Source organism: Pectobacterium polonicum, assembly GCF_005497185.1.
Taxonomy (GTDB): Bacteria; Pseudomonadota; Gammaproteobacteria; order Enterobacterales; family Enterobacteriaceae; genus Pectobacterium; species Pectobacterium polonicum.
The window spans coordinates 112,977-125,214 of record NZ_RJTN01000003.1 but is presented as its reverse complement, the minus strand read 5'-3'; the positions used below and the strand labels follow the sequence as shown (position 1 = coordinate 125,214).

Sequence of the window (12,238 nt, the reverse complement as noted above, 5' to 3'; positions counted from 1 at the left end):
GTTGCGAAAATTGGCTAATAAATACGCATGATGTTTGGTATTATAGACTCCAACGACGTGCAACAGGCTATGCTTATAATGTCACCAGTCCTCAACGATAGCGGGAGTTTTGATATGGCGATTCTTCCAATGTCATATAGCCCCGCCACTATGGCGCGGGAATATCGGAAAATTGGCGAAACGAGTGTGAATGGTCGCGCCGTGGATATTTATATCCATAATGAGCGGCATCACGCCGTTGCCATATATGGAGAGCCTGATGACGTTAACGGTGATTTACGGCATGTTGTTGTTGCAAAGATCGACCTGAAATCCCGTAACAGCGACGATGAGGCTGAAACTATTTTGGCCGTCATCGGTTACTACGAGAACTTGCAACCGATGAATGATCATCTCGCTCAGGTTGAAGGCGTGATTGTCACCAAACGTGAACGAAATGCTAATGTCGCCAGCGCCATGTATAAGGCGCTCATTAACGACGGTATTGTGCTGGTTAGCGATAACGTTCAGTTCCCTGGAGGGAAAGCGTTGTGGGCGCGTATGGCGCGTAAAGAGGTTGGCATTGAGGTATTTGTGTTCGACTCAGAACAACGTACTTTCTGGCCGTATGACGGAGAACGGATTCGATACGATGGTCGCAGCATTCCCGAAAGCGATATCTGGAGCCTTGCGCCGAATGAATCGCGAAAAGGAGTTGTGCTGGTGGCTGAACGCAAACGAGACGAATCAGCCGCCTGATGTCGTTCTGCTCTGAGACATTAAGCGATCTTAAATCGTTAACTATGTAATAAATTGAATACTCTGATCGCTGGCGTGTGTGGTATTCCCTTCTGAGCCTACGCTGCCGCGACGAACCTTTTTTGCCTGTGGCTTCGCAGAATGCGCGCTCCGTCCGTTTATTTTTAGCCATGTCAATTACAATCAAACCTCAAAAAAGAAACGATGTTTTGTTTTTGAGGTTATGATGAATCTGAATACCTTACGCTCCTCTGTCTGGTTATTGGCGGCGTTACTAGCCAGCCCTTCACTGATGGCGAACGATATGAACCCTTCTCCTCAAATAGCGGCGGATCAGGCGGTGACGGATGAAGGGCTGCCTTCATTTTATCCGCAGCTTAAGCAGCAGATGACCTACTCTGATTCCTGGCTATCTGGCAATTTTACGGATTTTAGTCAGTGGCAATCTCAATCAAGAAAAACGCTGCGTTCGCTGCTTCTGACGCCTGATTCCACCAAAGACTTTGCGCCGCAGGCGATTGAAAAACAGGATCGTGGTAGCTACACGGCAGAAAAGATCGCTTTTAATCTCACCGATGAAAGCCGCGTAGACGCGTTGCTCCTGACGCCAAAAAGCGCGGGGCCGCATCCGGCGGTAATTCTGCTGCACGATCACGGCGCGAAGTTTGATATCGGCAAAGAGAAGATGATCAAGCCGTGGGGCAATGACGAACAGCTTGCTTCCGCACAGGCGTGGGCCGATAAGTTCTTCACGGGGCGCTTTGTCGGCGATGAGCTGGCGAAGCGAGGCTATGTGGTGCTGGCCGTGGATGCGCTAGGTTGGGGATCGCGCGGGCCGATCAAATATGAGCAGCAGCAGGCGTTGGCGAGTAACTTCTTTAATCTGGGGCGCTCGCTCGCGGGGTTGATGGCCTACGAAGACATGCGGGCAACGGATTTTCTGGCATCGCTTGAACAGGTTGATAAGCACCGCATTGGCGTCGTCGGTTTCTCGATGGGCGCCTACCGTGCCTGGCAGCTTGCCGCCCTGTCCGACAAGGTCGCGGCAACGGCAGCGGTGTCCTGGATTGGCACGTACGACGGTCTGATGACGCCAGGTAACAATGTGCTGAGAGGACAGTCGGCATTCTATATGTTGCATCCGGGGCAACCGACACGCTTTGATTTCCCGGATGTGGCGAGCGTTGCCGCACCAAAACCGATGCTGTTATTTAACGGTGGCAAAGACAAACTGTTCCCGACGCAATCCGTTGAAGATGCCTACGCTAAAATGCACAAGGTGTGGCAATCTCAAGGGGCGGACAACAAGCTGCAAACCAAAATATGGCCTGAGCTGGGACACGTTTTCTATCAGGAGCAACAGGAAGACGTCTTTCGCTTTCTGGACCAGTGGCTAAAGCCCTAACTGGCAGTGCCTGAATTATCTACTCTAAATAATTCTAGTTTCATGAAGGCGGCAAGGGAAGGAATCCCGATGAGCTTACTCAGGTAAGTGATTCGGGTGACTGAGCGAAGCCAACGCACATGCAACTTGAAGTATGACGAATATAATAAGTTTTTTGATAACATCAGCTTACTGATGCATGACTCGCCTCTGCGTGCTGTAGCATTCAGGGGCTTTTTAATTTTACAGGGATGAGGTGATGAAGAAATATCTGGGTATTATCATGATGGTGCTATGGCTGTCGGGCTGTAATGGAGAAGAAACACTTAGCGAGGGGAAATATCTGGTTGAAGATATTCGCGTTGTGTTTGATAACAGTAAAAACCCTGAAGCCAATAAAAACAGAGATGATCTTCAGGAACATATAGCGAAAAGCCTCAAGGGCATTAAAAACGACCTCTATTTTAATCTGACACCAACTCAGGTGAGTTATTACAGTGTGGATGGTGAACATACTGAGGACATAAAAGAGAACCGAGTACAGGTCAACGGTTCGTGGCAGACGCTAAAAATTACCGGGAAAAACACAGTTCAGCTTGTATCGGATAAAAGTGCTGCCTGTGCATTTTATTATTGTGAAATCACCATGGTCTTGAAAAAGACGGAAGAACAGTCACCCGGTTTACTTAAGATCAAGCAGCGTTTTGACGAACATAAAAAAGCCTATCAGGTGTGGCTTCTTGAAGAGAAAGAAGCATTCAGCCACGCGCCGATGAACGATTTCCCCGGTATCCCCTTTTATCTTGATGAGCATTTTGAGATTAAGCTGCCGTTTAAGATGTACGACAAGCTGGATTTGTGGACATTCGGGACCTATGTTCGCCGGATGGGGCGTCTGCTTATCGACCGGGAAAATAAAGACACGCAGATCTATTCCTATCAGGATAAGCAGAATAAAACTGACTTTGACCTGTTTACCGTGAGCGCGGCAAAAGAGGATTTTAAGCTCGCATCGTGGCTGGAAGGGCAAAAGGGCGTGTTGTTCCAGTCGGAAAACGGCGCGGCATACGATAATCAACAAGGCACATTGGAAGCGGTCTATTTTCAATATGATGAGGCTAAGCAGCGCTATTTTATTGGGTTAGCGAATGCTGAAGATACCGTCGCGTTAGCCAATGCGTTTGCCGTACTGCGTACCATGGATGAACGTTACCGTGGCGAGCAGGCGTTGTCGATGTACGATCTGGCCTTATCTCAGCAGGAATTGGAAGCGAAGTATGGCGTAAAAATCGCTGATGAATTTACTATCGCAGAAATGCATCAGCAAATATGGAAAGACATAAATAAGAATCTGGAAAAGCCCGAACGTTTTATCGATCGGGGAATGAAACGTATACGGATAAGATTCCCGTCAGAAGTCTTTACGTATGACATTTATTTTCAGGTCTCTCCCCAGTCCATCCCTGAGCTTATGGCTGAAACTAAGGAGATTGTTCCTGAAGGTAAACAGGTGGACGACATCTTTATTTATGGTGATAGCGCGTTTGTCGGCTATGAATATGATGTGAATGTGGGAAATGGGCTCACATTGCAATTTTTAGTCCCGAAAGATTCAGGAACACCGTTGGAACGCCTGATGTTTCTGCATGTATTACGGCAGCTTGATATGGCGCATTTCCCCGTGATTCCTGAGCAAGAGGGAAAAAACTTGTCTAAGTATGAGCGTGCGTCATTTTTCGAATCTAACCTTGATAACCGTTATTTCAAAGTGAAAGAAGGTCTTATCGACAGTGTAGGCAATCTGATAATAGCTAATCCTGCTGATGGCTATTTTAAGTTTGAATACCGTTCTCCCCATATACTGGCGACCCGCTATAAATCAGAGGGAGAAGGGAATTATTCCAGAGTACCCGGCGTGACGGTATTTGATGAAAAAGGGAAATTGATATCCCATCAGGCTGATTGAGTCGAACTTACGGCGTGGTGGCTGTCGGGGTAATAGTATTGTCGAGAATAGTGCTGCCGATAACGATGCTTATCGACAGCAACCAGCATCCCGTTAAAGCCTAAAGCTGGTATTTTTTTAAAACCAGCATTGTTAAAATAACAGCCCAAGTAAATAGCGCAGATCGCCCGCTTGCCGTAATGCGCAACGATCGGCGATCTGGTTACTGTCGAGATGGGCCAGAGAACCGATGGTTTGCTGCAATTTGGCGCGCAGATCGGTGGGACGTGCTGAGGTTTCCTGACGAGTGGTTCGCTGGATCAGCGTGCTGCCGTTACGCAAATGCAGGGTAACCTCATGAAAACGCGCCTCTGGGTCAAGCTCATCAGGTGGTGCGGTTTCATCGGCGCGACGTATGACACGATTCGCTAGCGCGGCGATCGTGGTTTCAACCGGTGCTTCCGAAAAATGCGCCAGCTTCAGTTCCCCTTCAATCAGCGCAGCCGCAATGACATATTCCAGACTGAAGCGTGCCTCTACGCCGTTGGTCGCATTACGGATGAAAGGAGCAACGTCGCCGCCCGGCGGGAAGGTCACTGTGATACGCTCGATGGCGTCAGCCAGATCGGCATCCGCACCATTTTGCTCATGCCACCGTTCCCGCAACGCAAACGCAGCCTCGGCGGCGCTGTGGGTTCCGCCACAGGTTGGGTAGCGCTTGAACTCCAGACCGGGAGAAAGAATACGCCACGGGGTTCCCCAGTTTTCCACCAGCAGCGCTGGCTGCTGTTTTTGATCGCCGTGCGCGGTAAGAAATGCATCAATCACCCGTTGTGCGTTGCCCTCGAAGCCCGCTAACCCCAGCTTGACGGCGGTTAATCCTGCTCTGGCAGAAAGCCCAGCATGTAGCGGTTTGACCGCGGAACCAAACTGTGCCCGTAGCCCTGCGGCCTGTGTAGCGGCCAGGCCAAGAATAGTTTGCGTTTGCTCCACCGAAGCACCAGCCAGACGTGCAGCGGCGGCGGCGGCGGCGGTAGCACCGAGCGTAGCCGTGTTGTGATAGCCGAGGCTGTAATGACGCGGGCCGCATGCCAGCCCGATTCTGCCGGCGGCTTCTACGCCGATGACATAGGCTGTCAAAAACGCCTCTTCCGTCACGGATTCCTCTTCTGCGGCAAGGGCAAACAGCGCAGGTAGAATGACGGTGCTGGGGTGGCCGCGAAATGCAGGATGATAATCGTCAAAGTCGAGTACGTGACCGGCATAACCCAAAATCAGGCTACGTGTCAGGCTGTCCGCGCCGCTGAATACCTGCTTTAACGGCGCGAGCCCGCTATCGGCAATCGCACCCTGTACGATGGGGAGCGCGGTGGAAACGAAATCAGTCACCCCGTCACGGGCGGCATCAATCGCTTCTCGATTGGGTTCGCTATGGATAATGTGGTGGGCAAGCGTTGCGGTGATATCAGTCTGAGTGGTCATGAGTTGTCAGGCATCTTGGCAGAAAAACACTAATTTACTGCTCGTCACTGAATAGCGATTAATAACCAAAAGGAATAATAAATTCCATTTGGTTATTAATAATGGGGATCAGAAGCGGTCTTTTAGCTGCCCTGGCGTAATACCGAATGCACGGCGCAGCGCGGTGGCAAAGTTAGCGGGGCTGTTGTAGCCAGCAATGCTGGCTGCCTGAGCGATACCGATGCCGTCCTTCTGCAAGGCCAGCATGGCGCGCTGCAAGCGACAGTTACGCAGGTATTCAAAAACGCTCATATTGAACGTCTGGCGAAAATGGCGTTGTAGCGTGCTTTCACTCATGTTGACGCTTTTGGCGATTTCACTCATCGAAAGATGGTCAGCGCTGCCGCTTTCCAGCATATCTCTGATTTGTTGAATACGATGGTAGCCGCGCAGGGTAACGCCGCTGTTTTTCTCTTGCGCCACGCTGGTGGTCAGTGACGTAAACGCCTCGATAATCAGGCTCATGCACTGCGTTTCCAGATAAAGGCGCTGGAGCGGCGTTTGGCAAGGTTTAGCATCCAGCGTTTGTAAAGCAATCGCCAGCGCCTGTCGGGATGGTGTCCACAGGTGTGTCGCAAGGTGGGTCTGCGTGAAATCGTGGATGGCCTGCCAGTCGCCAACGGAGTCCATCATATTGCCGTACAGCCATTCCCTGTCGAACGTCAGCGTAATGGTTCGTTCATATTCATCACGCTTGCCGATGCGGGTAAACATCGTCGGTTCCGTCAGCGAAATCAGCGAGGCGGGCTGGCTCTCTCCCAGATGCAGTTCCTGATGGGCAAATGAAATATGCGCATTGCCGCTCACCACGATAGCGAGCTTGATTGCGCCATCCAGCAGGTTTTGGGTTTTCATGTTGTGGCGATTAATCACATCCGCGGTATGCAGGATCAGATGCGGATTGAGCTGCACGACAGTGAACGACCCAAAGAGCACCGGCGTGTTATCGATCAGCCGGGGGCCGATAAAACGGTAATTGTTCGCGACCAGACTCGATTGCTGAACGATGTGATCTTTATAGATCGGCTTTGATGACTGAGTGAAGCTGCGCACGTGATTACCTACCTGATTAAACCCTTCGACCTGCGCCTTCCATTTTGATGCTTTGGCAAAACATTTTGCTGCTAGAGCAAACCCCGTCCTGAATGACAAATGTAACAATGACCGCGCCAAAATGGTAATGCAAATACTTCTCAATAGCATTTTTCGTTGAGGAGGTCACATTGCACGATAAATGCATTTTCCATTTCCGGCAATGCGGAGAAAGAGGGCTGATTGATTACAAACAGTATTTCATAACAACGCGACGTGATGCCCCGTTTGCATGACGCTTCTCCCTGATAACCGCACGTCTGCGCGTTTTATCTCCGCCGTTATTCAGCACTGTTGCTGATTGTCATTAGGTGTCGCTGTACCGGCTGCGATGTTGATCCTTTTTCAGGCTACTTATTCATTTCTTACAGGGCAGGATAATTTTGATGAAACTACCACAATCGCGCCGTTATCTGGCGACGCTTATTGGCGTTAGCTGCGGGATGACGTCGTTTCTGAGTGCGGCGCAGACCTCGACCATTCCTTCAACAGAACCTGCCTCTCAGGTGCAGAATCAGGCCGAAAATAGTCCATCGGGCGATACGATGGTGGTGACGGCTGCGGAGCAAACTCGTCAGGCTCCAGGGGTGTCGGTAATCACGGCTGAGGATATCAGCAAATGTCCGCCCGCTAACGATCTGTCAGAGCTGATTCGCACCATGCCGGGCGTTAATCTGTCCGGTAACTCAACTAGCGGCCAGCGTGGCAACAATCGTCAGATCGATATCCGCGGCATGGGACCGGAAAACACGCTGATTCTGGTAGATGGCAAGCCAGTATCAAGTCGTACAGCTGTACGCTACGGGTGGCGCGGCGAGCGCGACACCCGTGGTGACACCAACTGGGTGCCTGCCGACATGGTTGAGCGCATTGAAGTGCTGCGCGGCCCGGCTGCGGCGCGCTATGGTAACGGTGCCGCAGGCGGTGTGGTTAACATCATCACCAAGCAGCCGACGCAAGAATGGCACGGCACCTGGAACACCTTCCTGAACGCGCCGGAGCATAGCTCAGAAGGTGCAACCAAGCGTACCGATTTCAGCCTGATGGGCGGCCTGACCGACAGCCTGAGCTTCCGTCTGTACGGTAACCTGAACAAAACTGAGGCTGATGCACGCGATATTAACCAAGGGCATCAGTCCGCACGCGCGGGCAATCAGTCCGCTTCACTGCCTTCCGGGCGCGAAGGGGTGCGTAATAAAGATATCAATGGCCTGTTGCGTTGGGATATGACCGAGCAGCAGTCACTGGAGTTTGAAGCGGGTTCCAGCCGTCAGGGCAATATCTATGCGGGCGATTCGCAAAATACCAACACCAACCCGCTTGTCGTGAGTAATTATGGCAAGGAAACCAACCGCATGTACCGCCAGAACTTTGCGGTGACGCATCGCGGCTACTGGGACAGCGGCGTCAGCTCTACGTCGTATCTGCAATACGAACGCACGCACAATACCCGTATCCTTGAGGGACTGTCTGGCGGTTTAGAAGGGATTTTTGATACGACGAGTCCGAACCAATATGGCACGATAAAGCTGGACAATTTTACCGCGCACAACGAGGTAAATCTTCCGCTGAATCTCTGGGTCGATCAGGTGCTCACATTCGGGGTTGAGTGGAACGAGCAGAAGATGAAAGATCCCGTTTCAAATGCACAGGATACAGATGAAGCTGGAAGCATTGGTTCGCTAAGTAGCCGTGGCCGTAGTGAGAGATCTTCTGCTCGTCTGGCTTCTGCTTTTGTTGAAGATAATATCCAGCTAACACAAAGTACCGTGCTGACACCTGCGCTGCGTGTCGATGATCACAGCACGGCAGGTACTAACTGGAGCCCGTCGCTCAACCTGTCACAGGAACTGGGTGACGACTATACGTTGAAGCTAGGTATCGCCCGCGCTTACAAAGCGCCGAACCTGTATCAGACCAACGAGAACTACATTCTCTATAGCCGCGGACAGGGCTGCTCCGGTGGCACCCCTTGCTACCTGATCGGCAATGAAGATCTGAAAGCGGAAACCAGCCTGAATAAAGAGATTGGCCTGGAGTTTCACCGTGATGGGTTGATCGCTGGTATCACCTACTTCCACAACGATTACCGTAACAAGATTGAGTCTGGAAACAATGTCATTGGCAACGCGGTAGGTGGAAACAATACGGGGCGCAACAACGCCAATATCTTCCAGTGGGGCAATGTACCGAAAGCGGTTATTCAGGGACTGGAAGGTAACCTGACCGTTCCTGTCACGGAAACCATCAACTGGCGTAACAACCTGACCTGGATGCTGGAATCGAAAAATAAAACCACGGGTGATTATCTGTCGATTACGCCGGAGTTTACCCTGAATTCATCGGTGGACTGGCAGGCAACGGAGAGCCTCTCCTTCCTGGCCGATATGACCTGGTATGGTCGCCAGAAGCCGAAGATGTATAACTACAAAGGTGAGCGTGTAACGGGTAGCGCAACCAATGAGTTAAGCCCTTATGCGCTGTTCGGGTTAAGCAGCACCTATAAATTTAACAAGAACCTGAGCGTGACCGGCGGTGTCGATAACCTGTTTGATAAACGTCTGTTCCGCGCGGGTAATGCGCAGGATGTGGTGAACAATAACGTGGTTACCATCGCGGGTGCTGGAGCAGCAACCTATAACGAACCGGGACGGACTTTCTTTGTGAGTGTGAAGACATCGTTCTAACGCCATACTTCATCATCAACGCCACGGGCATCGTCTAGCCGTGGCGTTGTTGTCGTGATTAGGGGCAGAACAGGGCTTTTAAGGTAGCGATGATGGTTTTTACATCCTGATTTTCGATGCGATAGTGCAGCGTTTGTGATTCACGACGATAGCTAATCAACCCTTCCTCACGCATTTTCGCCAGATGTTGCGAGAGAGCGGACTGGCTGAGCGGAATGTGCTCAAGCAGCGCACCCACTGACATTTCACCGTGTTCGATAAGCAGGCAAAGCACCAACAGCCGGTTTTCGTTGCCAATCGCGCGCAGTAGCGCCGCGGCTTTTACCGCGCCGTCCTGCATGAATTCCCGATCTGAATTGCTCAACGTCATCTTCACTCCACCCCGCGTTACCGACTAATTTAGTGATGCCTAATGTACTGAGTTTACCATACCCCCAGCCTTGAGCGAGGAGAATGACTGACATCGATAAAACAGCCCATAACGGAGCCAGCGCGATGCGGCCCGCGGTTTACAATAGAGGCGTTCTTCCCTAGAATAGCCCGACATCCTTTCCTGAATCTGCTGCTGCAGGAAAAACAACCTTCTCTCCGAAACGGGAGGAGCGATTTTTTGTTTTTCTAGGTAGCACCATGTCTACATTTACTCGCTTACAAAAACGTTTGTCCCGTTTGGGGATAGACACCGATTACCAACATTCTATTTATCATCTTCGCAGGCAGCATGCAGAAGCGCAGGTTCTGTTGCCGGAAACGTTGCCGCTGGAAGAAAAGGCGGTTCAGCAACTGCTGGATTTCGCCTCGGTACACCTACCGGGCAGCGATGCGCGCGTCTGTGCTGCTCGCGCGACGCCGGATTTCCATCCCGGTACGCTTGCGCCCGTTGGCAGTATTGTCGCTACAACGGAGAACTTTGTTATCCCTGCGGCAATTGGGACCGATATCAACTGCGGCATGCGATTGTTGACGACGGGCGTGCATCATGCGGATGCGGATGAGTACAAGCCCGCGCTGATTCAGGCGCTCAAAAATACGTTGCTTCTGGATCAGCGCGATGTTCCCGTTACGCCAGATTCGTTTTCTGCACTCTTTGATGAAGGGTTGTCGGCGTGGCTGGCGGCATTGCCCTTACAGGGGCTTTGGCAGAACGTGGACTTCCAACGGCTGGCAGCGGAACTCGGTTCCATCGCCGGAACCGATGCGGTTCGTGCCGATAGCCGACATGCGCCTGAGCCGTTTTTTGCGCCTCGTGAGATACTTCGACCTTCCAATCTGGGCACGGTAGGGGCGGGTAATCATTTCGTTGAGCTGCAAATTGTTGATGCCGTCTTGGACAGGCATGCGGCGTATCAGGCTGGCGTGAAGGAAGGTGAGGTCGTGATTATGATTCATACCGGTTCACGAGACGTGGGCTTTTATGTCGGCCAGCGTGGGATCGATAAAGCGCGAGCCTGTTGGCCTGCGGGAGAAAAATATCCGGTGTCCGGCCTGTTTGGTCTGGTTGATGAACAGGCGACGGATTATATGGAAGCCATGGGTGTCGCCGCCCGCTATGCGTGGATCAACCGGATCGTGCTGACTGAGCTGATCCGTTCCTCTTGGAAACAGGTGTTTACGCGCGATGCCAGCAAGCTGGTGGTCGATCTGTCTCATAACATCATTCTGCCTGAACATGGAATGAACCTGCACCGCAAAGGGGCTACGCCCGCAAAAGCAGGGGAATTTGCACTGATCCCCGGCTCAATGGGGGACTATTCTTATCTCGTTACCGGGAAAGGGCATCCCGATTGGCTGTGGTCGTGTTCACACGGCGCAGGACGTGCCGAGCGCCGGCAGAATATGCGCAACAAAGTCGATGCGGTGAAGCAGACAGATACGTTGCCCTGGCAATGTATTACGCTGAAGGATGAGCGTTTGCGGGAAGAAGCACCGGCGGCCTATAAGCCGGTTACGCCCGTGATTGATATTCAGGAACGGTCGGGGCTGATTCAACCCGTAGCGCGACTGCGCCCGTGGCTGACATTTAAGGCCTGATGTGACCCGCTCTGGCGGGAATTGATTCGATATTCTTCGTACTAAAAGTGACGACCCAATCGGTGAGTTGTCGATTGGGTCGTGTGTTCTCTGTCGTCGGTGCCTGTTTGTCCGGCGTCACTCAGAAAAAGGAATGCAGCGCGTTATGGTTTTTGTTTGATAACGTTATTGGCACCGCTAGAAGAGAATTTCGGCTCTGTTCCTCCCCATGAGAGGCGGTTACTAATGCCATTGAAAGAGACAACCGCAGGTCCGTTAAAACCCAAATCGAGATGATGTTCCGTACCTGTCACCGTCACCTTTACTGGCTTATCTTCGGTAATGATATGAGTGTGAATGGTGTTCTTATACGCGGCGACGGTCAGGTCACCGGTTGACTGGCCTGTAACGGCTATCTCGGAGCCAGTCACGGTAAGCGATGTGGCGGTATCAAATGTGACGTTGTGCTCGGAACCATTGATGTAGATATTGGCACATTGCCCCGTCAGCGCGATGCGGTTGCCATTGCCCGAAATAGTGACATCATTGCCATTACAAGGAATATCGCGCGTTAAAGCGAGACCCTCCAGTTCGATAGGTGCGGTATAGACCGATGCGCTGAACGCCAAAAGTGTGGCAGAAACCACGCGTAGATACCGTTTCACCCTCATGGCGTCCTTCCTATTATCAATGAAGCAATCCGGCATCGTTGCCGTGGGAGCTCTTATCATCTGTTAACACTTATTCAGACTCTATTGCGAACATTCTGATTATCGCGGCGTTTTTAGACGACGCTTAATCACGTTATGTTGTTAAAAGCCCAGATATTTTATGGTTAAATCAGCATAGTTAGTGTGCGCC

At 51.5% G+C, this 12,238-nt stretch carries 9 protein-coding genes; 5 read left to right on the top strand and 4 right to left on the bottom strand.

Annotated elements, in window-relative coordinates; all coding sequences use genetic code 11:
* Positions 1–114 precede the first annotated feature (114 nt).
* The 3 genes from EDI29_RS05220 to EDI29_RS05210 all read left to right on the top strand — a co-directional run bounded on the left by EDI29_RS05220 (position 115) and on the right by EDI29_RS05210 (position 4,088).
* Positions 115–738, top strand: coding sequence for a hypothetical protein (locus EDI29_RS05220; RefSeq protein ID WP_137740029.1), 624 nt, complete (start codon positions 115–117; stop codon positions 736–738).
* Positions 739–964: 226 nt separating this feature from the next.
* Entirely contained in the window at positions 965–2,143 is a 1,179-nt protein-coding gene (locus tag EDI29_RS05215; RefSeq protein ID WP_137740176.1) for a dienelactone hydrolase family protein, read from the top strand.
* Positions 2,144–2,381: 238 nt separating this feature from the next.
* A complete protein-coding gene (locus EDI29_RS05210) occupies positions 2,382–4,088 on the top strand; it encodes a hypothetical protein (RefSeq protein WP_137740028.1) in 1,707 nt (568 codons plus the stop codon).
* 132 nt (positions 4,089–4,220) lie between these two features.
* Here EDI29_RS05210 and EDI29_RS05205 read toward each other — a convergent pair whose 3' ends face one another.
* Complete coding sequence (locus tag EDI29_RS05205) at positions 4,221–5,549, bottom strand: MmgE/PrpD family protein (protein WP_137740027.1); 1,329 nt, start codon at positions 5,547–5,549, stop codon at positions 4,221–4,223.
* 108 nt (positions 5,550–5,657) lie between these two features.
* Positions 5,658–6,641 carry a helix-turn-helix transcriptional regulator gene (locus EDI29_RS05200; RefSeq protein ID WP_137740026.1) on the bottom strand — a complete coding sequence of 328 codons (984 nt, stop codon included), beginning with the start codon at positions 6,639–6,641 and terminating at the stop codon, positions 5,658–5,660.
* 425 nt (positions 6,642–7,066) lie between these two features.
* Here EDI29_RS05200 and EDI29_RS05195 point away from each other — a divergent pair, with 425 nt between their 5' ends.
* A complete protein-coding gene (locus tag EDI29_RS05195) occupies positions 7,067–9,367 on the top strand; it encodes a TonB-dependent siderophore receptor (protein WP_137740025.1) in 2,301 nt (766 codons plus the stop codon).
* A gap of 58 nt (positions 9,368–9,425) precedes the next feature.
* Here the strand turns inward: EDI29_RS05195 and EDI29_RS05190 are convergent, their stop codons facing one another.
* Positions 9,426–9,737 carry an ArsR/SmtB family transcription factor gene (locus tag EDI29_RS05190; protein ID WP_137740024.1) on the bottom strand — a complete coding sequence of 104 codons (312 nt, stop codon included), beginning with the start codon at positions 9,735–9,737 and terminating at the stop codon, positions 9,426–9,428.
* Between the two features lie 260 nt (positions 9,738–9,997).
* On the opposite strand from EDI29_RS05190, the gene EDI29_RS05185 reads away from it, so the two are divergent.
* Positions 9,998–11,398: an RtcB family protein gene (locus EDI29_RS05185; protein WP_137740023.1), complete on the top strand. Its 1,401-nt coding sequence runs from the start codon at positions 9,998–10,000 to the stop codon at positions 11,396–11,398.
* Between the two features lie 143 nt (positions 11,399–11,541).
* Here EDI29_RS05185 and EDI29_RS05180 read toward each other — a convergent pair whose 3' ends face one another.
* The gene (locus EDI29_RS05180; RefSeq protein WP_137740022.1) at positions 11,542–12,048 is read right to left on the bottom strand and encodes a DUF3060 domain-containing protein; all 507 of its coding nucleotides are present in this window, start codon (positions 12,046–12,048) and stop codon (positions 11,542–11,544) included.
* Positions 12,049–12,238: the final 190 nt, after the last annotated feature.